The following is a 25973-nucleotide window of genomic DNA, read 5'->3' as shown; positions in this document are numbered from 1 at the left end:
ATCCGGCCAGCCGCGGCCCTCAGCCCGCTACACCGCCAGCGCCGCTCTGCTTATGATAGATGGGTTAACCCTCACCAGATTCTTCACCAAGTCGCGACTGCGATCCCTTTATGGGCGTCCCCCAGGTAGTCATCGTCGGCCGTCCGAACGTCGGCAAGAGCAGCGTCTTCAACTGGCTCGCCGGTCGGCGGATCGCCATTGTCGACGACCGCCCCGGCGTCACCCGCGACCGCATGACGCACCTGATGGAGCACGAGGGTCGGTTCTTCGAGCTGGTCGACACCGGCGGCATGGGGCACCTCGACGAGGACGACCTTACCGAACATATCGAGAACCAGATCGCATTCGCTATCGACTCCGCGGACGTGGTGCTGTTTGTTGTCGACAGCCGCAGCGGTGTGACCACCCTCGATCAGGAGGTCGCCAAACGGCTGCGGTACCTCAAAACGCCGGTCATCTGCCTGGCCAACAAGACCGACGACCACACCTTCGACGGCGCCGCTGAAGAATTCGCCCGCCTGGGCCACGGCCGTGCCGACAAGATCAGCACCATGCAGAACCGCGGCCGCGCGGTGCTGATGAACCAGATCCTGGAACGGCTGCCGCCGGCCAAGGAGTCGGACGGCGAAGAAGAAACGGAGATGAAGGTCGCCATCGTCGGCCGTCGCAACGTCGGCAAGAGCACCTTCATTAATACCCTGGTGCAGTCCGAGCGCATGATCGTCAGCGAGATTCCGGGCACCACCCGCGACAGCGTCGACGTGCGGTTTGAGCTCGATGGCAAGTCGTTCGTGGCGATCGACACGCCGGGCCTCCGCCGCCGGCAGGGACGCAAGCAGGACATCGACTTCTACGGCACCCACCGCGCCGAACGCAGCATCCGCCGGGCCGACGTGGTGCTGCTGTTCCTGGACGCCTCGGAGCGGATCAGCAAGGTCGACAAGCAGCTCTGCGACTACATCGCCCAGCAGTACAAGCCGTGCATTCTGGTGGTTAACAAATGGGATCTGCTGGCAGAGACCATGCCGACCGAGAAGTGGGTCACCTACCTGCACGACACCTTCCGCACGCTGCGGTACGCGCCGATCGCGTTCATCACCGGTCAGACTGGCAAGAACGTCAAGGCGTTGCTGAACCACTCGCAGATGTTGTTCAAGCAGGCCCGGCAGCGCACTAGCACCGGGCAGCTCAACCGCATGCTCCGCGACGCGGTCCGCGTCAACCCGCCGCCGGTCTACCAGAACCGACGGCCGAAGATCTACTACGCCACGCAGGTGGGGGTCGAGCCGCCGACGATCGTGATGTTCTGCAGTCAACCATCGGCCATCGCGGCGCCCTACCAGCGGTACCTGCTTAGCAAGTGCCGGGACGTCTGCGATTTTGCGGAGGTGCCGATCAAGCTCTACCTGCGACGCCGCGACAAGACCGACCTCACCGACGAGATCGACGCCAAGATCGCGGCGGACAATTAGAGCCGGGCAGCCAGCGGTTCCGCCAGCTTCTTCCGCAATGCCGGAGCACGCGGTTTTCGGATGCCGCGCAGGGTTGCCAGCGAGCGAAAACCGCGAACCACCGGCGGGCGCCAATCTAGCAGCAGCCAGCAGAATCGTTACTGCTTGCCTATAGTGCTGTAGCGTAAAGTGCGCGGCCGAAGCAACAAGAGCAGGGCCGGGGACAGAATCGCGGGCGCGTCGAGAAGAGCTTGCGAGATTGGTTGGCGGCAGCCGGTCCCACCATTCGCGGGGCCCGTCATTCAATTGGACCACCCGGGGGGGCGGACCGTCAGTCAATCGCCCGGGGCGTGGCGCCCGCGGCAACTACCGTGTTGGTATCTTGCGCGGCGGAGCCGTCTCGCGAGCTGCTGAGCGCAATCACCAAGCCTACGGCCCAGGCGAAAACGAACCCAAACACCTCGCCGTAATAAATCGCGTTCTTCCAGTTCAGACGCTTCATCGGGGCCGAGCCCAAGTTGGAGGGAGTTTCCATACGTTTTCGAGGCGGCGGCTAATTCCTTGCCGTTCCTCCAATCCGTGATTACACCGCATCAGTGGGCGGACGGCAAGGCGGATAACGGCGGAACTCCTTGCCGGGCAAGAATTTCCGACAATTTCGTGAAATGTGGGGCAACTAGGAAGAGTTTGCGTCCCTTCCCAGCCAACCTGTTCGGCAAAACCACTCCCGGCGTGGTCCAGACTAAGCCCTAGCCGCCCGCGCAGCCGACGCTATACTGAGGAGCCCGGCCGCAAGCCGGAACGCACTTAGGGCGCGTAGCTCAGTTGGTTAGAGCGCTTGCTTGACATGCAAGAGGTCACAGATTCGAGTTCTGTCGTGCCCACTTGACCTAAGTTGTTTCTGAGTCGCCTCTTGCGACTGCTGGTTGGCGTGCGATGGCGAAGCGTATTACGCTCTCCAAAGCCGCGATTACCGGCTCGGTGCGGTGGTTCCCCTTCCACGCCTAGTCCGCGACGCCGTTGCCGTGCGGCGTCTTTCCTTGACGTGGGACGCGTCGCCGACTCTTCTTGCCGAGGTCGCCTACTCGCGCGGGTCGGCGGTGACCTCGAAGTCCCACTTCCACTGGTCGAAGTAGAGGTTGTGGCCGTCGATTTCGACCTCGCCGCGTTGGAAGTCGTTGGGCTCGCTGCGGTAGCTGGACTTCGGCGGGTCGAGCTCCCGGGCGAAGTCGAGGTTGACGATCATGCGGTACGGGTCGAGTCCGCCGCACAGGAAGTCCTGCACACGCGGATCGTCGTGCCGACGGACGCCGTGCGACGCGTCGGCCGGCAGCCAGCCCCACGGCTCGACGTAGAACTCGGCCCAGTCGTGCATGTTCTCCTCGCCCGGTTTGGTCTGCCAGCCGCTCTGCCAGCGGGCGGGGACGCCCGCCGCCCGGCAGAGGGTGATGAACACCATGCCCTGCACGCCGCAGTCGCCGCGTCCGGCGGCAATGCCCTTCTTGGCCAGGCTGTCGATCAGGCAGTACTCGATCTCGGCGCACCACGGGATATTGGCGGAGACCCAGCGGAAGATCTTCTTGGCGCGGAGCAGGGGGTTGGGCTCATCGCCGACAATCTTTGCGGCGAGGTCGCGGGTCGCGTCGTCGAGCGCGATGTGCGGCAGACGCTCGGCGGTGAACTCGCGGTAGAGCTCGCCTGCTTTATCATAAGACTGGACCTCGTCGGCCGACGGCATCGGCGCCCACGCCGAGACGACGTACTCGTACTCGGCGCTAAACGCCAGCGGCGCCGCTTCGTCTTGGACGACCTGCTCGAAGTAGATCGTGCGGTGCGGATGGCCATTCGCCGCGATCTTCTGATGCCCGGGGGAGGACGATAGGAGCTTCACCTGTTGTTGCTGCTGGTACTCCTGCGGGTAGGGCAGCCAGACGCGGACCTTGGCGCCCGGTTTCGCTAGCGGGTTGCCCGGCTTGATTGTCAGGGTGTATTTCACCTTGTGCCGGACGGGGTACACCGCGGGAGCGGCCGACGCTTCTGCCAAGTCGACTAGCTCGGCGATGAGCCCGGTCTGGTCGAAGCGGCCGGCTGCCGCTTGCGGATTGCTACGCCGTTTTGCGTCGGCGTTGAAGCGGAACAGGTTCGACGCCGCCCGGCGGAAGTAGCTGATTTGTCCGTCGATGGTGCGGTGCTGCAGGTCGCCGGCGTCGCGCCAGCGGGCCATGTCGGCGAGGGTCGCGTCGGGGATCTGTTTCTGGATCTGCGCGAGCAGCTCGTCGCCGTTGAGCCCAAACTCGTGGCGGGCGCGGCGGATACGTTCGAGTTCAATCGCCGCGGCCGTTGCGTCCGCGGCCGAAGAGTCGGCGGCCGCCGCTGCGAGGATCTCTTCTGCCCGGGAGTACTCGCCAGCGAGGGCGAGCTGCTGTGCTTCTTGCATGCTAGGTTCCAACGCGTTCTTGAACAGCCGACATAGGTAGGTCCGGTCCCGCACGACCTTGCCGTCGTGCCCGGGGGAGTCGGAGAAGTACTCGACGCGGTCGCCGATGCCGTCGGTCGACTTTTGTGAGCTGCGGTACTTCAGCCCCACAATCTTCCCGTCTTCCCTCACCCAATCCAGCAGCACGACGCTGTGCCCCGACCCGCTGGTCCGCCAGAGCTGGACGAAGTCGCCTGGCATGGCATCGGGGTGGGCGACTTGCCGGCCGATGCCGAGCCGCTCTACCGCTTTGACGATCAAGGTCTCGCGGCTGTCGGGGCCGTCGCCGTACCAGTCCTTCTGGAACGCCCTGATCTCGTCGAACGTCTTGCCTGCGAGCAGTCCGCGTTCTTCGGCGACCTCGAACGCGATCGCCAGGGTGTACCCGCAGCAGAACGAGCCCTTGCCCCGCGGGAGCAATACCCGGTTTTCGAATCGTAGTTCGATGGGCGTCCCCGAGTTGCCGGCGGTCCAGTGGTACCCGCCGCCGTTGTCGTACTGGCGGGCGACGTCGAGCACCTCTCGCGCCGATGCGGCGGCGGCAAGCGCGGCGAGCCCGCCGATCACGATGCCGATTGTGAGTAGTCGCCGCATTGATGGATCTCCATCGCTGTGGTTTGTCGTGGTCGAGTTGCTAGCCAGGTCTCCATCGTAATGGACGCGGGCGGTCGATTCTTGGCGCCCCGCTCTCGTGTTAGCGCAGATCGATTCGTGGGGGGCGTCGGCGCCGCCCTTCGCGACGGGATCGCTCTGTGCGATTTCCCGATTGCGGGCGACAAGCTGGCTGTCGGCTGAGACAATCTCGTTGTCCGCGGCTTTGCGGGTGATTCTAATAACGGCTCTGCCCGTTCGTGTCGCCTGCCTGGGATTCTTCGATTTGCGATCTGCTCTGCTGCTCCTGTTGTTAGCCCTTGGCGGCGCGTTCTGCGTTCCGGTGGAGTCGAACGCCTTCTATTCCAACGGCCGGTGGTCCAGCACCGCGACCGACAGTTTCGCCCAGCCGGCGGGGCTCCCGGTCACGCTTTCGTGGAGTATCGTTCCCGACGGCTCGACGCTGCTCAACGCGGTTGGCTCGCAGAGTCGTTCGAGCGACCTGATCGCTGACCTCGATGCGCTGTTCAACTACGCGGGTGGCGGCGCCGACCTTAAGCAGCGGCCGTGGTTCGCCTATGTCGAGCAGTCGTTCGAACGCTGGGCCGAGGTGAGCGGCGTCTCGCTGGTGTACGAACCGAATGACGACGGCGTGCCCCACGGATCCAACGCGAACCTGGGCGTGTTGGGCGTGCGGGGCGATATCCGGCTCGGCGGGGCAACCCTCGATGGCGTGGGCGGGACCTACGGGCAGTCTGGCTTCATTCCCAACGCCGACCTGACCCTCGACACCAGCGACGTCGTCCGGTTCGGCGACGCAGCGGACGACTACGCGTTGCTGCGCAACACGCTGATGCACGAGGCAGGCCACAGCCTCGGCCTGGCGCACATGGACTCGTCCAACACGCACGTGCTGATGTCCCCGTTTGTGTCGAATTCCTTGAGCTACGACGGACCCCAGCTCGACGACATCCGTGGGATCCACTCGCTCTACGGCGATCGGCACGAGCGGGGCGCCTTGGGTGGCAACGGTTCTTTCGCCGCCGCCACCCCGCTCGGGACTTTGCTGCAGGGGCAAACGATCACCCTCGGGCTCGACACGCCGGACACGGTCGGAATGGTCTCGCCTGGCGGCGAGGACTTCGTCAGCATCACCGGCGCCGCCGACGAGGATTTCTTCGTCCTGAGTGTCGCCGCGCCCATCGTTGTCGACGTGACGCTCGACCCCCGCGGCCGCAACTACACCGAACGGGCCAATTCGAACGAGCTCTACCACTTAGTGAACGCGTCCAGCCAGAGCGACCTCCTGGTTGAGGTGTTCCAAGCGGGCGCCGCCGAGCCTTTACTGGTTGCCTCGGCCGCGTCTGCCGGGCTCGGTGAATCAGAGCAGTTGCTAGGCGTTGCGCTCGACTCGCCCGGCGAGTATTTCTTGCGGGTCGCGGGCGACTCGGACGCGGTGCAGCTTTACGCGTTGACCCTGTCCGCCCGCCCTGCGAAGCCCGGCGATTACAACCAGGACGGCCTGGTCGACGCCGCCGACTACACGGCGTGGCGTGACGCGGTAACGCGCGGTGAGCTGCTGGCAAACGAGACCGCGTCATCCGGAATTACCGATGCGCAGGACTACCTTGCCTGGAGCGAGGCCTACGGGACCTCGCCCGCGGCGGCGACCGCGGCGCCGCTGCCGCCCGCGATTGCTATTGCAGGACTTCTCTCGGCAATAGGCTCGCTGTGGCGGTCGGGAGACCCAAGCCGCGGCTAGTCGGCGACGCCGGAATGGTCGCTCGGCGTCGTCCGTCGCAGCATCGGAACTCACACTCAATGGGGGGACGGTTGGCGGGCACCAATCACGGTTGCGCACGCCATTCGATCGATTGCGCAGAGGCTCCCCTGTCGCGAGGTTTCGGATTGCCGCGTTTTGGTCGATGATCGACCTCGATGATTGTTTCCCGCACACGCCACATTTACATTTGAAGCTTGTGATTTGATTGGCCGAAGCTACGTGGTCTGGGCGGGACCCCGGTTGGCCTACTGTAGGTATCTGTTCCTGGTCTCACTCAGAACGACAAGCTAATGACGTCACCACAACAAGACGCGCAGCAGCGCCCCCTCCCCACCTCACAGGTCGCCAAGCGGGTGGCCTACTCCGCCGCCGCCGGCGCGGCCGCTCTTGCCGCCACGACGGCAGACGCCCAGATCAGCTACTCGGGCGTGCAGGATCTGGCGATTGGCCAGTTCTCTTCCCAGTCGCTCAACATCGACGGCGACGCCTACAACGACATCTTGCTGAAGAACTACGTCTTTGGCGGTGGCAACTACCAGGGCGCGACTGTTGCCTACGCGCCCGGTCAGCTCGTGGGATTCACGACGGGTCTCACCTATGCGACTGCTCTTTCAGCGGGCGACCCGATCGACGGCTCGACGGTCGGCCCCAGCTTCTTCGGTGGGCTGGCGTACGGCGCCGTGAACCCTGACGCCCAGTTCAACAACGCTACCGACGCCTACATTGGCTTGAGTTTCCCGAGCGGTCCGGATACCTACTACGGCTGGATCCGGGTGACGATCGACAATGCCGCGGGCACGTTTGTCGTCAACGACTGGGCCTACAACACGGTGTCTGGTGCGGGCATCGCCGCTGGTCAAACCCCGGAGCCCGGCACGCTGGGCCTGCTGGCAGCCGGCGCCGCTGGATTGGCAGCCGCTCGCCGCCGCCGGCAAGACGCCGCCTAGACAATTCGCTGCGACGGTCGCCACCCGGGGTGCACCCCCGGGGCGGCGGCCGCCTAACCAACCCGACACGCCGTGCTCCCTGCGGCGTGACGCCACTCAAGCGGGTCTGCTCGTTTGGGCCCGCCCGACTAAATAAGGAAACGCGCCATGTCTCGGTCTAAGACCGCTTGCAGGGCCGCCTACTCCGCGGCCGCCACGGCCGCGTTCTTGAGCTCGGACGCCTCGGCTGTCGTGGTCTATTCGGGGGCGCAAGACCTCTCGATCGACCAGGGTAACCTGCAGAACCTCAACCTCGACAACGACGCCTACGGCGACATCCAGCTGAAGAATTACGTCTTTACCCAGGGCAACTACCAGGGCGCCACGGTGACTTACACACCGGGCAAGATCGTCGGCTTCACCGACCTGCTGAAGTACGTTTCGGCCCTCGACGCGGACGCCCCGATCGACGCGACCACCGCCGGACCGGAGTTCTTGGGCTCGATGGCGTACGGCCCGTTCAATCCCTACGCCCAGTTCAACGACGTTCAGGACGCGTATATCGGGCTCGCGTTCCCGACCGGCGAACGCCTGCACTACGGCTGGGTGCGGGTCACGATCAACAACGCCGCCGGGACGTTCGTGATCAACGACTGGGCGTTCGAGTCGAAGTCGGGCGTCGGCATCCTGGCGGGCGAGATCGGGGCCGGGGTGAACCCGGGCGACTTCAACAACGACGGCGTTGTCGACGCGGCCGACTACACGCTCTACCGCGACAACATTGGCCAGAACCCCGACTTCCACGACAACGACGACTACGAGGGCGACAGCGCCGGCGTCGTCGACCAGGCGGATTACGAGCTGTGGGCCATCCGCCACGGCGCGTTCGGCCCGGTGGTGTCTACCGCGGCCGGCGCAGCCCCCGAGCCGGGCACGCTGGGGCTGCTGGCGGCCGGCTCTCTGGGGCTGATGGCCCTGCGTCGCTCCAAGGGCCACGCCTAGCATGTCCGTTGAGCGACGCCAACCCGAAGGATCGCCGCGCCGCGTCCTGCTGGTGGGGTGGGACGCCGCCGACTGGCAGCTGATCCACCCGCTGGTAGAGCAGGGGCTGATGCCCACGCTAGCCGGCGTGATGCAGCGGGGGAGCTGGGGCAACCTAGCGAGCCTGCAGCCAATGCTCTCGCCCATCCTCTGGAACAGCATCGCCACGGGCAAACGGGCGGCGGGGCACGGCGTGCTCGGCTTTACCGAGCCCGACCCCGACGGCGAGGGCGTCCGCCCCAGCGCGAGCACCAGCCGCAAGTGCAAAGCCCTCTGGAACATCCTTGCGCAGAGCGGGCTCCGCTCGAACGTGGTCGGCTGGTACGCGTCGCACCCCGCCGAGCCGATCGACGGCGTGATGGTCTCGAACCAGTTTGAGGTTTTCAACGCGACCGCCGAGGGGATCACGCCGCCACCGAAGCAATCGGTCCACCCGGCCACGCTTACCGACGAGCTCGGCGAGCTCAGGGTGCGGCCCCGGGAGATCGACGCGTCGGCGATCTTGCCGTTTATCCCGGACGCCGCCGCTGTTGCGAAGCTGCCATCTCACCGGATCGCCCAGCTGCAGCGGATGCTCGCGCAGACCGCCACGGTGCACGCGGTCGCCACCCACCTGATGACCGACACCGAGTGGGACCTGACCGCGGTCTACTACGAGGGCATCGACCGCTTCGGCCACGAGTTTATGGAGTTCCACCCCCCGAAGATGGAGCAGGTGTCGCGGGAGGACTTCGACGCCTACCAGCACTGCATGGTTGGGATCTACCGCTTCCACGACATGATGCTCCAGACCCTGCTGACGCTCGCCGGCGACGACACCGCCGTGATCGTGATGTCGGACCACGGTTACCACAACGACCACCTCCGCCCCGACCCGCGAGAAGGCAAGTCGGGCCCGGTCGATTGGCACCGTCCGTTCGGGATGCTCGCCGCCCAGGGCCCGGGGGTGAAGGCCGGCGGCCGGGTGTTTGGCGGCACGCTGCTGGACATCGCGCCGACCGTGCTACACCTGCTCGGGCTCCCCGCCGGCTACGACATGCCGGGCCGCGTGCTGTCTGAGGTGCTCCACGCGCCCGACGAGCCGCGGCGGATCGAGAGCTGGGAGGAGATCGACGGCCCCAGCGGCATGCACGACGGCTCGGTCCGCGTCGATCCGGTCGAGGCCCGGGAAGCCCTGAAGCAATTGGTCGAGCTGGGGTACATCGAGCCGCCGAGCGAAGAATCCGAGAAAACCGTCCGCGACACCATTGCTCAGAACCAGCTCTCGCTGGCCCAGTCGCTGTTCGACGCCCGTGACTTCGCGGCGGCTGCCCAGGTGCTTGAAGAGATCGATCCCTGCCTCGGCGACACCACACCGGCCAAGGTGTTCCTGGCGAACTGCTACCTAGCGATGGGGGACCGAGCCGCCGCCCGCGAGCGGCTCGAGGCGCTGCAGGCCGCGGGCATGGAGCTGCCCAGGGTGCACATGATGCTGGGCGTGATCGAGCACGCCGAGGGGAACCTCGAGCGCGCGATCGAGTTGTTCGAGCGGGTCGAGGCCGCCAGCACCCGCCTGCCGGAACTCGACAACAAGCTCGGCGAGGCCTACCTGGCGGACAAGCGATGCCCCCAGGCCCTCGAGGCGTTCCAGCGACACCTCGAGCACGACCCCGACTCGTCCGTCGCGCTGGCGGGCGTCGCCCGAGCGAAGCTAGAGCTGGGCGCTGCAGACGAAGCGCTCGACTACGCCCTCCGCGCCACCGAGCTGACCCACTACTTCCCGCGGGCGCACCTGACGGTCGGTCGCGCGATGCTCGCCCTCGGCGATTACGACGGCGCGGTCGAGGCCTTGCAGCTCTGCATCGGCCAGGCCCCGCGCCACGCCCAGGCCCACCGCGCGCTGGCCGCCGCCTACCGCGCCCTGGGCGCCTCGGACAAAGCGGTCCAGGCAGAGTTTCAGGCTAAGCAACTCCAGTCTACCGGGGACCTGGGCTGACGGCCCTCCCGTTACCCCACGCACGAGCAAAGCGATTCAGAGGATGGAAACGATGAAGCCCCTTCTTGCCCACAAGTCACGCCGTGGCCTGCCGGCCTTCACGCTGGTAGAGCTGCTGGTGGTGATCGCGATCATCGGCATCCTGATCGCGCTCTTGCTGCCGGCGGTGCAGGCGGCCCGAGAGTCGGCCCGCCGCTCGGCCTGCAGCAACAATCTCAAGCAGCTCGGGCTGGCGGCGCTAAATTACGAGTCGTCGCAGCGGCGCCTGCCCCCCGGCTACATGGGGGGGCGTGACTACAGCAACCCGGGATCGGTCGTCGACACCAACGGCAAGTCCAACCAGTTCGTCGGCGTCTACGCCAACCTGCTCCCGTTCTTGGAGGAGGCCTCGCTCCACCAGATCCTGACCGACGACTACCAGATCGGCCCGGACCAGTACGACCTGAATTGGTCCTTCAAGATCCCCATCCGCAGGGCGGCCCAGACCCCCGTGCCCGCGCTGCTCTGCCCATCGGCGCCGACCGAGTCGCCGTCCCGTGGCGTAATTGACAAGGTTCTGGTTAGCGACCAGGGCAGCTCTGCTTCGGCGGTTCCTGTCGCGACGTTCGAGGACACGAGCGGCTCTCACTACTTTCAGGAGTCGAAGTCCTGGGACACCCAGACCAGCGCGGTCGCGTCGGCATTCGGGCTGACCCACTATCAGGGCGTTTGGGGCGTGTACGGCGAGGTCGGGCCGGGGACCAAGGTCACTGCCGCCGACGGCTACACCTACGAGGTCGACAAGCAGCTGATTGGACCGTTCGGCATCCGCTCTAAGACCAAGCTCGGCAAGGTGCTCGACGGGACCTCCAACACGCTGATGTTTGGCGAGTGCCCCGGCAGCACGGGCGGCGCCTACGAGGTGAACGACGGCGGCAGCCCCGTGCCGGTAAGCGGCTTCTCGCTAGGGTATGCGTGGATCGGCACCAACATCCTGCCGACCTACTTGGGCCTCGACCTGGGGCGGGACAAGGCGTTCGCCAGTTCCGCCCAGTACCAGGACTACGACACCAAGTGGTCGTACTTCAGCTCGCTGCACTCGGGCGTCGTGCAGTTTGTGTTTGTGGACGGCTCGGTGCACGGCCTGAGCCGGCAGATCGATATCGATACCTTCAAGGCCCTGTCGACGATCCGCGGGCAGGAGCTCGTTTCCGACGACGAGCTGTAGAGCCAGGTGCGAGGGCGTAGTCGGGCGCCAAGCTGCTCCCCGATTGTTGTAGAAAGTCGCCACCGGACGCGGTCAAATGGGGTGTCGCAACGCCGAATCTTCAGCTCAATTCCACGGCTGACGCCGTATGTAAGGGGAGTGCTGCGCCGTTGGCGTGGTCGGCGACCGGGGGGCGGTTCGATCCTGCTCGGCGGATGCCACGAGGGACAAGAACCAGGGACAAAACCCCCTCGCCGCGGTGCGCCGCTGATCGTGAGAACGCTTCGAGACAAGCGTAAAACGCAATTTAAGGGACCAGCCCGGCCTGGGTTTTGTCCCCTCGGCTGTATATTTCGGACAATACGAGGCCGTCCAACCACGACGCCCGTCGCCACCAGTTCGCTGGCCAAGACCTGTGCGGCGCGGCCTAACCGCGGCAGTAGGCGAGCTCGCCCCGCGCCCAGCAGTGGGTCAGCCAGCGGTCGTCCCAGGCGAACATCAGCATCGACAGCGGGTCGACGTTCGCCCCCAGCCAGGGGACGCTTGGTTCGATCAGCACCAGGTCGGCCGGGGCCCCGACCCGCAAGTGGCCCGCGTCTTGCCACCCTAAAGCGGCCGCGTTGCCGGCGGTGATCTGGCGCCACGCCTCGGCCGCGACCGGGAACGACTCGCCGATGGACGAGGCGGTCTCGATCATGGCCCGGCCGACACGGACCATGCTCGCCTCGTAACCGGCGCCAATATCGCTGCCGAGCGTCAGGGTCACCCCCTCGCTCAGGGTCGCCCGGCGGTCCATCGCGCCGGCGCGGAGGAACGAATTAGCGGTCGGGCAGTGCGCGGCCAGCGCGCCACGGTCCGCCATCGTCCGGCGGTCTTCGGCGCTGAGGTAGATGCAGTGGCCGTAGATCGATCGCTCGGTCAGCAGGCCGGCGTCGCGGTAGATGTCGACGTACCGGGCCCCGCCGAACAGGTCGGCCGCCCACTCGCACTCGGGGATGGTCTCGGCGAGGTGCGATTGCACGGTTGCGTCACGCTCGGCGGCGAGCCGCCCGGCGGCGGCCAGCAGCTCGTCGGTGCAGGAGATCGCGAACCGCGGCGTCACCGCGGCCGCCACCCGCCCGCCGGGGGGGAAGTCGTCTAGCAGCGAGGTGGTTTCGTCGATCAGCTGGTCCGCGGGGCGGCACAGGTCGTCGGGGGCGTTGCGGTCCATCAGCGACTGGCCAATCACGCCCCGTATGCCAAGCTGGCAGGCGGCCTGGAGTGCGGCGCGGGTCGCGTCGGCGTGCACGGTTGAGTAGGCGCAGATGCCGGTGGTGCCGTGCGAGAACAATCGACGCATCGCCCGCTCCGCCATGGCCGCGGCGTAGTCGGCGTCGGCCCACTTTCGCTCGTCGGGAAAGGTCGAGCGCTCGAGCCATTCCAGCAGCGGCAGCCCGTGGGCGCCTTGCATATCGAACTGCGGCAGGTGCAGGTGGGTGTCGATGAACCCCGGGCAGATCAGGCAGGCCGGACCCCCGGCATCGCACTCGGCCGGGGCCTCGCCGGTCACCACCTCGGCAATTTGGTCCCCTTCGATCCGGACATAACCCGGAGCGGTCCGCGCGCGGTCCGGCAGGTCATTCAGTAGCAGCTGGCCGGATACAAGCATGGCGGGCGTCCATCGGCCTCGGGCGGCGTGGGCAGGGTGGTTGCTGATATACCACTATTGTTCGGCATAACCTGAATACGCAGGCGAGTGGTGCTAGCGGCAAACGCCAAACGCCGAAGTAGGAAGTGATGATCAGGATATTTGTGGCCTATGGGAAGACCTGATCGATTATCGGCCACATGATTGATTCGCCGCAACCCGTTGCTAAAAAACAGGTTGCGGTTTTGAGGAGAGTGGACACTGGCGATAAACGCAAGCCGCGGGATTCGCACGGGTGATGAAACTCTAGAGGAATGCGTAGAATAGGCGACGCTTGCCGGCCGTTGAAAGTTGCCCAGCGGCGGGGAAGAAGAGGGAGCTCTCCCCTAGCGGTACCAGGCAGCAGCGGCGACCAGGATGAACCCAGGTTCGGCAATCCAAAACCCGGCTGTGCGCGCCCCCCAAGGGGCGACGCATTGGGGGCTCTCGACCCTGGTCGAGGTCGCCCAGTGGCGCGCGCAGAACCAGGCGAAAGAGTCGGCCTACACCTTCCTGAGCGGCGACGCCGAGCAGCCGGCAACCTTTTCGTACGGTGGGCTCGAACGACGCGCCCGGGCGATCGCGGCCGAGCTCCAGCAGCGCGGCCCCGTGGGCCAGCGGGTGCTGGTCGTGTTGGAACCAGGGCTCGACTACATCGCCACGCTGTTTGGCTGCTTCTTCGCCGGCGCGGTCGCCGTGCCGGTCTACCCGCCCGACCCATTCCGCATCGCCCGCACGCTGCCGCGGCTGCAGGCGATCTTCAAGAACGCCGAGTGCCAGCTGTTGGTGAGCAGCCGCCAGTGGGTCGGCAGCGAGACCAGCCTGCTCCGCCAGACCTGCCCAGCTGGCGCGATCGCGATTGAGGACCTGGCCGATGACGCCGCCGACGCGTGGCGGCCGTTCAACCCAGCGGCGTCCGACCTGGCCCTGCTGCAGTACACCTCGGGGACAACTGGCTCTCCCCGCGGGGTCGCGATCACGTACGCCAACCTGCAGTACAACTTGCGGGCGATGGAGCAGCTGCTCGACGTGCCCGACGCGGTCGCCACGTTCTGGCTCCCACCGTACCATGACCTGGGGCTCATCGGCGGGGTATTCCTGCCGCTGTTCGCGGGCCGTCGGACGGTGCTGATGTCGCCGCTCGACTTCGTGCGGCGTCCGGTGTCGTGGTTGCAGACGATCAGCGAGTACGGCGCCACCACCTCCGCGGCGCCCAACTTCGGCTACGAGCTGTGCGCCCGCAAGATCGCCGACGAGGACTGCGAGGGCCTCGACCTCAGCAGCTGGCAGGTCGCGGTGTCGGGCGCTGAGCCGGTCCGCAGCGAGACCCTCGACCGCTTCTGCGAACGCTTCGAGCCGTACGGCTTCCGCCGCGAGGCCTTCGTACCGGCCTACGGCATGGCCGAGACCACGCTGATGGTGAGCGTCGGCCCGCTGACCAAGCCCCCGCTCGAGCGGGAGTACAAGGCCCGCGACATGGCCGAGTCGGCGGTTGTGCCCCGCAACGGCAAGGCCGAGCCGATTCGGCGACTGGTTGGCTGTGGCCCGCCCGGGCCAGAGATCGACCTGCGGATCGTCGACCCCCAGACCCGCCGCCCGACCGACGGCGTCGGCGAGATCTGGGTCCGCAGCCCAGGCGTCGCGGCAGGGTACTGGCGCAACCCCGAGCAGACCTCGACTGCCTTCGACGCGGTGCTGTCGACCGGCGAGCAAGGTTTCCTCCGCACCGGGGACCTCGGCTTCCTCGACGCGGGCGAGCTGTTTGTGGTTGGCAGGCGGAAAGAGACCGTCATCCTCGGCGGCCGCAACTACTACCCACAGGACATCGAGCTCGCCATCCAGCAGCGGCACGAGGCCTTCAAGGCCGACGGCGGCGCGGTCGCGTCGCTCGACCTTGAAGGCGAAGAGCGGCTGGTCGTGTTCCACGAGGTCCAGCGTCCCAAGCGTCAGGACCTGCCCGCGCTGTGCGACATCGTCCGCTCGGTCGTGCTCGAGGAGACGCTCCAAGAGCCGCACGCCGTGGTGTTGCTACCGGTCGGCGAACTGCCCAAGACCTCCAGCGGCAAGACCCGCCGCTCGCAGTGCTGGCCCGAGTACGAGTCGCGCATCCTGACGGCCGTCTACGCGTGGGAGGCAGGGCAGGGTGACAAGCAAGAGTCGGTCGCAGTCACGTCGAACGCACCGCCGGCGACGCCGACCGAGTCGTGGCTATCCGAGCTGTGGCAAGAGCTGCTGGACGTAGAAAGCGTGTCGCGCGAGGACAGCTTTTTCGCCCTCGGCGGTCAGTCGCTGCAGATCATCCAGCTGCTGCAGGACGTCGCCGCGAAGACCGGCAAGACGATCGCCGCTAGCGAGCTGTTCGCGCACTCGACACTCGCCGGCTTTGCTGCGGTTGTCGACCAGGCAAGTGAAAACGCTGCCCGCGGATTCCAAAAGGCTTCCCCCGCGTTCCTTGCCCAACCGCAGCCGCTTACCGAGCCTCAGCAGCGGATGTGGATGCTCGAGCAGCTTGGACTGCCGGGGGGCGCGAACGTGCCGATGGTGCTGGAGCTCAACGGCCCGCTGGACCGCGAACGCCTTGCCGCGGCGCTCGGAGAGCTCGTCGAGCGGCGGCAGATGCTCCGCACCTCGTTCACGACCGTGGACGGCGAGCCGCGGCAAACGCTCCACACCACGGCAGAGCTCCTGCTCGAAGAGATCGCCCCGCCGGCCCAGCCGCCAGCGATCCCGGTCGATTGGGCCAGCAACCTCGACTTCGTCTGGCGCCCGTTTGAGCTTGACGCGGCTCCGCTCGCCAGGGCGGGAGTCGCGCCGCTCGCGCCGGACCGCCACCTGCTAGTGCTGGTGATGCATCACCTGATCTGTGACGGCGTGGCGTTCGAGCCGCTGACGCAGGAGCTGGCGGCCCTGTACTCTGGCGGCGATTTGCCGGCCGGCCGGTTCGATTACTGGGATTACTTAGCGAATCAGGATCGCCCCTCCCCGTCGGGCGGAAACGCCGAATACTGGGCCGGACGACTCGCCGACGCGCCATCCGCCATTAACCTGCCGCTGGTCACGGGCCAGGCGGCGACCGACCCCCGATCGATTGAGCGTCACACGCTCTCCCTTTCGGCCGAGCAAACCGCGGCGGTCACGCGGCTGGCGACCCGCTGCTCGGCCACGCCGTTTGCTGTCTACCTGTCGGCGTTGCAGGTCCTGTTGGGGCGGTTCAGCGGCGACAATGAGGTAGTCGTCGGCGTCGCCCAGGCGGGACGCGACGCGGCCGAGGCCCGCGACACGCTCGGCTGCTTTATGCACGCCGCGCCGATCCTCGCACGGGTCGGCGGCGACCAGACGTACGACGAGTTCCTCGCCGAGCTCCGCGACAACGTGCTGGCCGACCTCGCGCACGCCGGCGTCCCTTGGGAGCAGATCCTGGCCGCGGCAAACGCCGATCGCGTTCCGGGACGGATGCCGCTGACCCAGGTGTTCTTCCTGTTCGAGAGCCCGCTTTCCTCACGCCCCGATTTCGATGGCGCACGAATCGTCAACGCGGCGACCGACTACCGCGGCCTGGGCGTGTACGATTTGACGGTGGTTGTGGACGCCTCTGGGCGTGGCGCCGACGTCCGCCTGCTGTACGACCCGCAGCTGCTTCCGAGCGAGTTTGTCGAACGCCTTGCCGAGGGTTACCGCCAGCTGTTGGACTCGGTCTGTGCGGCCCCTGCGGCCACCTTGTCGAGACTCGAGGTAGTCAGCCCGGAGCAGCGGCGTAAGCTGATCACTGCGGGCAAGGGGCGCACCGACGACGCGCCGGCAGAGCACCTACTGGCGTCCTTCGCCCGGCACGCGGCCTATTCGCCTGCGGCGGTGGCCGTCGAGTGTAGCGGCGATGCCCAAACCTACGGGCAGCTCAGCACCCGCGCCGATGAGATCACCGCGGGGCTTGCCGCCCTGGGCGTGCGGCGTGGCGACCGAGTGGGTCTGCTGCTGACCCGTGGTGTCGACACGCTTGCCACGATGCTCGGCGTCTGGAAGGTGGGGGCCGCCTACGTGCCGCTCGACCCCAGCTACCCGCCCGCACGGCTCGGCCGGATGGTCGAGGACTGCACGCCGGCGCTGCTGATTGCCGACCACGAGCTCGCCGCCGACGCCCCGGGCGGCGCCGGCAAGGTAGTCACGCTGCCAGAGCTGCTGGCAGCGGGCGCGGGCAAGCCGGCGCTACGACGAGAACCTCAAGCGGCCGACGCCGCCTACGTTATCTATACCTCCGGCTCGACCGGCAACCCGAAGGGCGTTGTCGTGCCGCACCGCGCGGTCGCCAACTTCGTCCGCTCGTTCGGCCGCGACCTGAGTATCGTTCCGGCCGATCGAGTGCTGGCCGCGACCACGATTTCGTTCGACATCTCGGTGCTCGAGTTGTTCCTGCCGCTGGCTGCCGGCGCGACGGTAGTGCTGGCCGACTCGGCGACCGTCGGCGATGGGGGGCGGCTCGGCCGACTCATCAATGATGCGAACGTCACACTGGTGCAGGGCACCCCGTCGACCTACCGCATGCTGCTGGCGACCGGTTGGCGGCCAACGAGCAGGCAGCGGCTGCTAGCGGGCGGCGAAGAGCTGACGCCGGACCTCGCACGCGAACTCGCGGCCGACGCCGGTCGACTTTGGAACGTCTACGGACCGACCGAGACCACCATCTGGTCGACGATCGACGAGATCGCCGACGTCGGCGAGCGGGTGTCGATCGGCCGCCCGATCGACAACACGCAGTGCTACCTGCTCGACAGCCGCCAGCGGCTGGTCCCGCCCGGCGGGTGGGGCGAATTGGCGATCGGCGGCGCCGGGCTGGCCGACGGCTATTACGAGCAGGAAGAGCTCACGGCCGCCCGCTTCCCTACGATCGAGCTAAACGGCGGGCCGACCCGGGTCTACCTGACGGGCGACCTGGTCCGCTGGCGTTCCGACGGGCGGCTGGAGTTCGGCGGGCGGGCGGACACGCAGGTCAAGGTCCGCGGCCACCGCATTGAGCTCGGTGAAATTGAACGCAATCTCTGCGAGCACCCCGGCGTGGCCGAGGCGGCGGTCGTCACGGTTGACGACCCGCTCGGCGCCGCGTTGGCCGCGTACTTCGTTGACGCGGGCGGGTCCGAACTCTCCCCGGCAGAGCTGCGTCGTTGGCTGGCCGAGTCGCTGCCGGAGTATATGCTTCCGTCCGCCTTCGTGTCGATCGACGAGGCGCTGCCACGCAATGGCAGCGGCAAGCTCGACCGCAAGCGACTGCCGAAACCCGAGGGCTGCCTGCTGGCTCGGTCGGCCGAGCGTGTCGCGCCGAGCACGCCGCTCGAGGAGCGGCTGGCCGGCTGGTGGCGCGAGGTGCTACGGCTCGAGGAGGTGGGCGTCCACGAAAACTTCTTCGAGCTCGGCGGGCACTCGCTGTCGGTGATGCAGCTGACGGTGAGGATCCACGAGCACCTGGGCGTTGAGCTCGACCTGCGGGAGGTCTATCGCCTGCCGACCATCGCCCACTGGGCTGAGTTGATCCTCGCTCAGCAGGTAGTCGATGCCGATCTGACCGAACCCGAGCTGCTCGCCCAGATCGAGGCGATGTCCGACGAAGAAGCGGTCGCGTTTCTAGAGGGACTCGGAACAGGGGATTGACCCAAGCACAAACCCGCCGCGGAAGCCAGCGGCGCCGAATACGACAGGCACTCAAACCAAACCGTTAAGCATGGCCCGCGGCGATCAGACCGCAGACCTCAACGAGAGATGAGAATTATGAATGGATCTACCCACGTCGATTACCTGATCGTTGGCGCCGGCCCGGCCGGTTTGCAGCTCGCCTACTTCCTCGACCGCGCCGGGCGCAACTACATGGTGCTCGAGTCGCGGGAACGCCCCGGCGGCTTCTTCGAGAAGTTCCCTCGGCACGATGGGCTGCTGTCGATCAACAAGGTCCACACCGGCTACACCGACCGCGAGACCCAGCTCCGCTACGACTGGAACTCGCTGTTCTGCGAAGACGAGGAGATGGCCTTCACCAAGTACTCGAAGGAGTACTTCCCCAGCGCCCGGCTGTACGCCAAGTACCTGCAGGACTTCGCCGCCAAGATGGGCCTGCGGATCCGCTACAAGACCCGTGTCGCGGACATCACCCGCTGCCACGACGGGCCGAACTTCGAGGTCGCCGACGAGGACGGCATGCGGTACTCGTGCCGAGCGCTGATCATGGCGACCGGCATGTGGGAGCCTTGGGAGCCGAACATCCCCGGCATCGAGACCACCGAGTCTTACGCCGACATGTCAATCGATCCCGTGGATTTTGAGAACCAGCGGGTGCTGATCCTCGGCAAGGGCAACTCTGCCTTCGAGACCGCCAACCACCTGTGCGGCGCCACCCGGGTGACGCACGTCTGCAGCCCCAACCCGCTGAAGCTGGCGTGGAAGTCGCACTACGTCGGCCACCTGCGGGCGGTCAACAACGACTTCCTCGATACCTACCTGCTAAAAGGGCAAAACTCGTTGCTCGACGCCAACATCGACCGCATCGAGAAGCGGGACGGCGAGTACGTCGTGGACCTGACTTTCTCGCACGCCGGTGGTCAGAAGGCGCAGCTCGCCTACGACCGCGTGCTGGTCTGCACCGGCTTTAAGTGGAACCACAACATGTTCCCGGCCAGCTGCAAACCGGAGAGCACCGAGTGCGGCCGCCTGCCGAAGATGACCAGCGCGTGGGAGTCGACCAACCTGCCGCACCTGTTCTACGCCGGCACGCTGATGCAGATGCGGGACAAGCACAAGACCATGTCCAATGTGCTGCACGGCTTCCGGTCGAACATCAAGTCGCTGGCTTCGATCCTGGCCGCACGCTACGAGGGTCGCGACTGGCCGTCGGTCGCGCTAGCGCGGGACCCCGGGGCGATCTCCGACAAGATCATCTCCCAGGTCAGCCGCGACAGCAGCATCATGCTGCAGCCAGGCTTCCTGGCCGACCTGATCGTTGTCGACAACGACAAGGCCCGCTACTACGAGACCCTCAACGTCGACTACCTCCAGGAGAGCTGCTTCGCCGAGTCGGAGAACTACTTCGTGGTGACCATGGAGTACGGCGACACCCAGGACGACGTGCTGGCCGTCAACCGCGAGCCCGACCCGACCCGCGCCTACAACGACGTCTACCTGCACCCGCGGGTGCGGCAGTACTCGCGTGGGCAGTTGGTGGCCGAGCACCACATCTCCGAGTCGCTGGAGAACGACTGGCGGACCGATGCCCACTGCGGCTCCCGCTCGTTGATCCGCAAGCTTGGCCTGCATGGGCAGGACGACCCAACCATGTTCCAGCACACGGTTCGCGAGCAGCTGGTGAGCTTCCTTGAAGGGCAGCTCGCCCAGCAGTCGTACGCCATGGGGGCCATGTAGGGATGGCCAATGGCGGCGCCACGGAGGGGCTGCGATCGCTCTCGCCAACGAAGCGGGCGGCGCTCGAGAAGCTGTTGCTTAAGCGTCGCGACGCGGCGGCCGAGGCTGCGCGGATCCCGCTGGCGCCGCCGGACCGGGCGGCCGAGCTGTCGTTCGCCGAGCGGCGGCTCTGGCTGCTCGACAAGCTCGAGCCAAACCACCCGTTCTACAACATGCCGTTGGCGGCCCGGGTCACCGGTCCGCTCGACCGCGGCGCGTTCGCCGCCAGCCTGGCGGCGCTGTGCGCCCAGCACGAGACCTTGCGCTACTCGTACCACCTGCGCGACGGGCGCCCCGAGCGGAGCGTCGCCGAGCGGGTCGCCATCGCTCCCGAGTACATCGACGCGCGATCGCTCGCCGGTGACCGGGCCGCGCTCGACGCCCGGCTGCGTGAGGAGGCCCGTGTGCCGTTCGACCTGGCCCGCCCGCCGCTGCTGCGGTGTGTCATGCTGGAGTTGAGCGACGCCGAGCAGATCGTGCTCTTGGTGATGCACCATATCGTCTCCGACGGGTGGTCGATGTGGGTGATGCTCAACGAGCTGGCCACCGGCTACGAGGTAGCGCGGGCTGGCAGCGAGCCAGCGGCGCCGCTGCCGATCCAGTACTCCGACTACGCCGTCTGGCAGCGGACCAGTTTGGACGACTCTCGGCGGGCGACGCTCGTCAGCTACTGGAAGTCGAAGCTGGCCGACGCGCCGCCCCTGCTCGAGCTGCCTGCCGACCACGCCCGGGGAGCGGTGCAAGACTTTGACGGCGCCGTTCTCCCGTTCCGGCTCTCCGATACGAGCTCCGCCGCACTGCAGGCAACTGCCGACCGCCATCAGGCGACGCCGTTCATGGTCCTCATGGCGGCCTACCAAGCGTGGCTCGCCCGCATGACCGGCCAGCAGGACCTCTTGGTCGGCACGGTGGTCGCCGGCCGCAGCCGTTCGGAGCTTGAGCGGCTGATCGGGTTCTTCGTCAACACACTCGCTGTCCGCGGCGACCTTTCGGGCGAGCCGAGCTTTGATCAACTCGTCGAGCGGGTCCGGGCCGAATCGCTCGACGCGTTCGCACACCAGGACCTGCCGTTCGACCAGCTCATTGAAGCGGTCGCCCCCGAGCGTGACCAGAGCCACGCGGCGTTGTTCCAGACTGCGCTGGTGGTGCAGAACCCGCCCCGCGACTTCGCCGCCGGCGAGGGCCTGTCGGTCGAGCCGCTGCTGGTCGACAACGGAACCGCCAAGTACGATCTCACGCTGTTCTTTTGGCGGGACGACGAGGGCTGGGCTGGGCAGATCGAGTACCGCACCTCGCTGTTCGAGCCGGCGACCATCGAACGCTTCGCCGCGGGGTTCCAGACACTGCTGAGCGACGCGCTCGCTCGGCCCACGGCGGCGATCGACGAGCTCGAGCTGCTTGCCGACAGCGAGCGTCGGCTGCTGGCTTCGTTCAATGAGACCCACACGCCTCTCGTTGGCCCCCTGATAGCGCACGAGCTGTTCCAACAATCCGCCGCCGACGCCCGGCCCGAAGCAACCGCGATCTTGGACGGCGGAAACGAGGTGACCTGGCGGGCGCTCGCCGAGCGCGTCAACCACGCCGCCGCGGGGTTGCAGTCGCTGGGAGTTCAGCGGGGTGACGCGGTGATAGTCGCGCTCGACCGCTCGTTCGACTCGGTCACGGCGATGCTGGCCGCGATGACCGCCGGCGCGGTTTACGTGCCAGTTGATCCGCACGCGGGGCCGCAGCGGATCCGCTTCGTCACCGACGACACGCGGGCGAAGCTGATCCTTGGAGAGGTATCCGACCCGCCGATCGACAGCCAATCGGTCACCGGACTGGTCGAACTCGGGGTCGGTAAAGATTTCGCCGCGCCCGAAGTCAGCCCGGATGACCTCGCTTACATCATCTACACCTCCGGGTCGACCGGCGTCCCCAAGGGGGTTCAGGTCCAGCACCGCAGCATCGTGAACTTTGTGCGGGCCCAAGCCAGACTGCTCGGCGTCACGGCCGGCGACCGCGTGCTGCACGTCATGTCGCCGTCGTTCGATGGTGGTTTGTCGGAGTCGTTCCTGCCGCTGGCGACCGGCGCTACGATGATCGTCGCCTCGCGGCAGCAAGTGCTCGACCCAACCGCGTTGACTCGGCTGCTGCAAGAGTCGTCGGCGACGATCGCCAAGTTCCCGCCGGCCCTGCTCGCGACGCTCGACCCCGACTCGTTTCCTGCGCTCAAGACCATCTCGACCGGCGGCGACACGCTCACCACCGAGCTCGCCCGCCGCTGGCTGCCGGGACGGCGGATGCTCAACGGCTACGGCCCTACCGAGGCGACCGTTGGCGTTTCGATGCACGTGTTGCGCGAGCCGCTCACCGGCCTGCCGCCGATCGGCCCGCCGATGGCCAACATGCGGGCGTACGTGCTCGACAAGAATTTGCGACAAGTCCCGATCGGCGTGGCGGGCGAGATCTGCATCGGCGGCGCCGGGGTGGCGGTCGGCTACCTGAACCAGCCCGAGCAGACCGCCGCCAAGTTTGTCCGCGACCCGATTGCCGACGATGGCTCCAGAATGTACCGCACGGGCGACGTCGGCCGCTGGCGGGCCGACGGCGAGCTGGAGTTCCTCGGCCGCCTGGACGATCAGGTGCAGCTGCGTGGCTACCGTGTCGAGCCGAGCGAGGTCGCCGCGGCGCTCGAGCGATTGCCGCAGGTCGATCAGGCGTTTGTCACGGTAAAGCCCGACGCGCGGGGCGAGGACCGGCTGGTGGCCTACGTAACGCCCGCCAAGGCGGGCCTGGCCGCCGACCAGGGCGAGGCCAACCACGTGGCGGCGTGGCGGTCGCTGATGGAGGGCTCGCACCGCGCCGCCGGCGCCCTCCGCGACACCGAGTTCGACACCACCGGCTGGATCAGCACCTACACCGGCCTGCCGATCCCCAAGGACCAGATGCGGGCCTGGGCCGAGGCGGCCGCCAACCAGATCCTCGGTCACAAGCCGCGGCGGGTGCTCGAGATCGGCTGCGGCACCGGACTGATCCTGCTGCGGGTGGCGCCGAGCTGCGAATCGTACCACGGGGTCGACTTCCTCGAGCGCTCGCTCAACCAGCTCGCGCGGGTCGTCGACGACCGCGGCCTGGCCGACAAGGTGACGCTCGGGCAGATGACCGCCGATCAGGTTGGTCAACTTTCGGGGCATACGTTTGACACCATCGTGTGCAACTCGGTTGCTCAGTACTTCCCGTCGGGCGACTACCTGCGGGGCGTGATCCGTGACGCGGCGGAGTTGGTCGCGCCGGGCGGGCGGATGTTCCTCGGCGACTTCCGCAACCTGCGGCTGCACGAGGCGCTGGCCGCTTCGGTCGAGATCGCCCGGGCCGACGCGCGGCTGAGCCGCCGCGAGCTGCTCGGCCGTATCGAGGCCCAGCTCCGCCGCGAGGAAGAGCTGCTCATCGACCCAGACCTGTTCGAGCGGCTCGGCGACGACCTGCCGCGGCTCTCCGGCGTGCAGATCCAACTCAAGCCGGGCGACGCCGACAACGAGCTGACCCGCTTCCGCTACGACGTGACGCTCTCGTTCGATGAGCCTCCTGAAAGTGTTGATCCAGTCCGCTGCCAGGCCGACCTTGCAGCAGTCGCCAAGGCGTTGAGCAAGCAGCCCGCCGCGGTGGTCGTCGAGTCGGCCATCAACCCACGCGTCGCCGCCGACGCCCGGGTGTGGGGTCGGCTGCGGGACGAGTCGGAAACGCAGACCACCGCCGAACTCAAGCAAGCCCGGCACGAGCACCCCAGCGAGCCGACGCCCGACCAGTGGCGGGCCCTCGGCGCCGAGCACGGATACCAGACCGAGGTCCGGTGGGGCGCCGAGCCCGACACGATCGAGGTCCGCTACACGCTGCCCGGCAAGGCGGTTCCGCCGCCCAATGCCGACTCGCTCTGCCCACTCAGCCGCTGCACCAACGAGCCGATGCAGCAGAAGCTGCTCGCCCGGCTCGCCCCCGAACTGCGGGCTGGCCTGGCGGAGTCGCTGCCGCAGTACATGCTGCCGTCGGCGTTTGTTGTCTTGGATGCATTCCCGCAAACCTCCAATGGCAAGATCGACCGCGACGCGCTGCCGCCGCCCCCCAGCGGCCGCCCCGCCTGGGCGACCGGCTACACCGAGCCCCGCGACGACGAGGAACGCCTGATCGCCGAGGTCTGGGAGCAGCTGCTCGGTGTCTCGCCGGTTGGCGCCGAGGACGACTTCTTCGAGCTCGGCGGGCACTCGATGCTCGCCGTGCAGGTGATGTCCGAGATCGAGGCCCGCGCCGGCCGTGCGTTGCCGCTGGCCGCCTTGTTCCAGGACCCGACGGTCGAGAACCTTGCACGGCTGCTCCGCGAGCCGGCCGAGGCCGCCGCCGCGATGACGCTCATCCCGCTGCAGAAGGAGGGCGCCGCCGCTCCGCTCTTCTGCGTGCACCCCGCCGGCGGGGCCGTGTTCTGCTACCAGGAGCTGGCCGCCCACTTCGCCGGCGAGCGGCCGGTGATCGGCGTCCAGGCCCACGGCGTCGACGGGCTGCGGCCTCCGCACGAGGACATGCCCTCGATGGCCGCCGCGTATGCCGAGGCGATTCAAGCACTGCGTCCTCATGGTCCCTACCACATCTGTGGTTGGTCGATCGGCGGCAACATCGCCTACGAGGTCGCCCGCCGGCTCCGCGAAGGAGGCGGCGAGGTCGGCTTGGTCGCCTTGTTCGACGCCGGCGCGATCCCGCCGGAGGGCTCGCTCGGCGAGGAGGACCTGCTGCCGCTGCTCGAGGCCCTGTTCCCCGAGAGCGACCACGCCCCGCTCGCCGAGATCCGCGGACTGTCGCCCGAGGATCAGGTCGCGTTCTTCACCGAGCGGGCCGCCAAGGCCGGCCTGGTCGACCCGGCCCAGCTCGCCGCCAGCCAGCACATCTTTAGCGTGTTCCAGAACAACGTCACCGCGGTGCACAAGCACCAGGCCGAGAGCTACCCCGGCCCGGTGACCCTGTTCCGCGCCGGCGAGCAGACCAAGACCAACCAGCTGTTCGACGACCCCCAACTCGGCTGGGGCCCGCTCACCGAGTTGGTCCGCGTGCTCGAGGTGCCCAGCGACCACACCCAGATGATGGTCGCCCCGCAGGTCGATGCCCTCGCCGCGCTGGTGAAGGCCGAGCTCGAGCGGGTTGAGGCCTCGTAGCCGCCGCCTATCGGACGTGGGTTTTGTCCCCTCGTCTTGTCCAAGTCGTATAGTCCGAAACTTCGAGCGGAGGGGACAAAACCTCGAACGGAGGCGCCTCGCGTTGGCCGCAAATCGTTGCGGAGTAATGGTTTAAGGTGATTTCGAGTCTGCTGGGCGGCGAGGTTTTGTCCGTTCTGTCGCGCCGCGAGGACTCTCATCGTGCCACTGTACAGCTTGCTGGCAGTGCGAAGTGGGTACCAGGCCCGCACCGCCGGCCGC

12 protein-coding genes and 1 tRNA gene are annotated in these 25973 nt (G+C 67.2%); 10 read left to right on the top strand and 3 right to left on the bottom strand.

Going from position 1 to position 25973, the window contains the following annotated elements:
- The first annotated feature begins 110 nt into the window (after nt 1–110).
- Nucleotides 111–1472, top strand: coding sequence for a ribosome biogenesis GTPase Der (gene der, locus Pla123a_RS12585; RefSeq protein WP_146587427.1), 1362 nt, complete (start codon nt 111–113; stop codon nt 1470–1472).
- A 310-nt stretch (nt 1473–1782) separates the two neighbouring features.
- Here the strand turns inward: der and Pla123a_RS24645 are convergent, their stop codons facing one another.
- Nucleotides 1783–1953: a hypothetical protein gene (locus Pla123a_RS24645; RefSeq protein ID WP_197527916.1), complete on the bottom strand. Its 171-nt coding sequence runs from the start codon at nt 1951–1953 to the stop codon at nt 1783–1785.
- A gap of 308 nt (nt 1954–2261) precedes the next feature.
- Here Pla123a_RS24645 and Pla123a_RS12580 point away from each other — a divergent pair.
- Nucleotides 2262–2335 (top strand) — tRNA-Val (locus tag Pla123a_RS12580).
- A gap of 197 nt (nt 2336–2532) precedes the next feature.
- On the opposite strand, the gene Pla123a_RS12575 is transcribed toward Pla123a_RS12580, so the two are convergent.
- Nucleotides 2533–4521, bottom strand: coding sequence for a transglutaminase-like domain-containing protein (locus Pla123a_RS12575; protein ID WP_146587425.1), 1989 nt, complete (start codon nt 4519–4521; stop codon nt 2533–2535).
- A gap of 283 nt (nt 4522–4804) precedes the next feature.
- Between Pla123a_RS12575 and Pla123a_RS12570 the strand changes: the two genes are divergently transcribed.
- The 5 genes from Pla123a_RS12570 (at nt 4805) to Pla123a_RS12550 (ending at nt 11450) form a co-directional block, all read left to right on the top strand.
- Nucleotides 4805–6280 (top strand): matrixin family metalloprotease, encoded by a 1476-nt coding sequence (locus tag Pla123a_RS12570; protein ID WP_197527915.1) that lies wholly within the window; start codon nt 4805–4807, stop codon nt 6278–6280.
- Between the two features lie 311 nt (nt 6281–6591).
- A complete protein-coding gene (locus Pla123a_RS12565; RefSeq protein WP_146587421.1) occupies nt 6592–7248 on the top strand; it encodes a PEP-CTERM sorting domain-containing protein in 657 nt (218 codons plus the stop codon).
- Between the two features lie 147 nt (nt 7249–7395).
- Nucleotides 7396–8229 (top strand): PEP-CTERM sorting domain-containing protein, encoded by an 834-nt coding sequence (locus tag Pla123a_RS12560; protein WP_146587419.1) that lies wholly within the window; start codon nt 7396–7398, stop codon nt 8227–8229.
- A 1-nt stretch (nt 8230) separates the two neighbouring features.
- The gene (locus Pla123a_RS12555; RefSeq protein WP_146587417.1) at nt 8231–10243 is read left to right on the top strand and encodes an alkaline phosphatase family protein; all 2013 of its coding nucleotides are present in this window, start codon (nt 8231–8233) and stop codon (nt 10241–10243) included.
- Nucleotides 10244–10295: 52 nt separating this feature from the next.
- Entirely contained in the window at nt 10296–11450 is a 1155-nt protein-coding gene (locus tag Pla123a_RS12550; protein ID WP_197527914.1) for a DUF1559 domain-containing protein, read from the top strand.
- A gap of 406 nt (nt 11451–11856) precedes the next feature.
- Here the strand turns inward: Pla123a_RS12550 and Pla123a_RS12545 are convergent, their stop codons facing one another.
- Nucleotides 11857–13077: an amidohydrolase family protein gene (locus Pla123a_RS12545; protein WP_146587414.1), complete on the bottom strand. Its 1221-nt coding sequence runs from the start codon at nt 13075–13077 to the stop codon at nt 11857–11859.
- 429 nt (nt 13078–13506) lie between these two features.
- Between Pla123a_RS12545 and Pla123a_RS12540 the strand changes: the two genes are divergently transcribed.
- The 3 genes from Pla123a_RS12540 to Pla123a_RS12530 all read left to right on the top strand — a co-directional run bounded on the left by Pla123a_RS12540 (nt 13507) and on the right by Pla123a_RS12530 (nt 25712).
- The gene (locus tag Pla123a_RS12540) at nt 13507–18735 is read left to right on the top strand and encodes a non-ribosomal peptide synthetase (protein WP_197527913.1); all 5229 of its coding nucleotides are present in this window, start codon (nt 13507–13509) and stop codon (nt 18733–18735) included.
- 117 nt (nt 18736–18852) lie between these two features.
- Nucleotides 18853–20493 carry an NAD(P)-binding domain-containing protein gene (locus tag Pla123a_RS12535; protein ID WP_197527912.1) on the top strand — a complete coding sequence of 547 codons (1641 nt, stop codon included), beginning with the start codon at nt 18853–18855 and terminating at the stop codon, nt 20491–20493.
- Nucleotides 20494–20495: 2 nt separating this feature from the next.
- Nucleotides 20496–25712, top strand: a complete 5217-nt coding sequence (locus Pla123a_RS12530; RefSeq protein WP_146587409.1) for a non-ribosomal peptide synthetase — start codon at nt 20496–20498, stop codon at nt 25710–25712.
- Nucleotides 25713–25973: the final 261 nt, after the last annotated feature.

This window comes from Posidoniimonas polymericola, assembly GCF_007859935.1.
Classification (GTDB): Bacteria; Planctomycetota; Planctomycetia; order Pirellulales; family Lacipirellulaceae; genus Posidoniimonas; species Posidoniimonas polymericola.
The sequence above is the reverse complement of the archived record's forward strand: the minus strand, read 5'-3'. Positions and strand labels throughout refer to the sequence as shown.

Bases quoted from the DNA above. Each gene is read 5' to 3' on its own strand.
- Pla123a_RS12575 (WP_146587425.1), bottom strand. From the start codon at position 4,521: ATGCGGCGACTACTCACAATCGGCATCGTGATCGGCGGGCTCGCCGCG.
- Pla123a_RS12545 (WP_146587414.1), bottom strand. From the start codon at position 13,077: ATGCTTGTATCCGGCCAGCTGCTACTGAATGACCTGCCGGACCGCGCG.
- der (WP_146587427.1), top strand. From the start codon at position 111: ATGGGCGTCCCCCAGGTAGTCATCGTCGGCCGTCCGAACGTCGGCAAG.
- Pla123a_RS12530 (WP_146587409.1), top strand. From the start codon at position 20,496: ATGGCCAATGGCGGCGCCACGGAGGGGCTGCGATCGCTCTCGCCAACG.
- Pla123a_RS12550 (WP_197527914.1), top strand. From the start codon at position 10,296: ATGAAGCCCCTTCTTGCCCACAAGTCACGCCGTGGCCTGCCGGCCTTC.
- Pla123a_RS12555 (WP_146587417.1), top strand. From the start codon at position 8,231: ATGTCCGTTGAGCGACGCCAACCCGAAGGATCGCCGCGCCGCGTCCTG.
- Pla123a_RS24645 (WP_197527916.1), bottom strand. From the start codon at position 1,953: ATGAAGCGTCTGAACTGGAAGAACGCGATTTATTACGGCGAGGTGTTT.
- Pla123a_RS12535 (WP_197527912.1), top strand. From the start codon at position 18,853: ATGAATGGATCTACCCACGTCGATTACCTGATCGTTGGCGCCGGCCCG.
- Pla123a_RS12565 (WP_146587421.1), top strand. From the start codon at position 6,592: ATGACGTCACCACAACAAGACGCGCAGCAGCGCCCCCTCCCCACCTCA.
- Pla123a_RS12560 (WP_146587419.1), top strand. From the start codon at position 7,396: ATGTCTCGGTCTAAGACCGCTTGCAGGGCCGCCTACTCCGCGGCCGCC.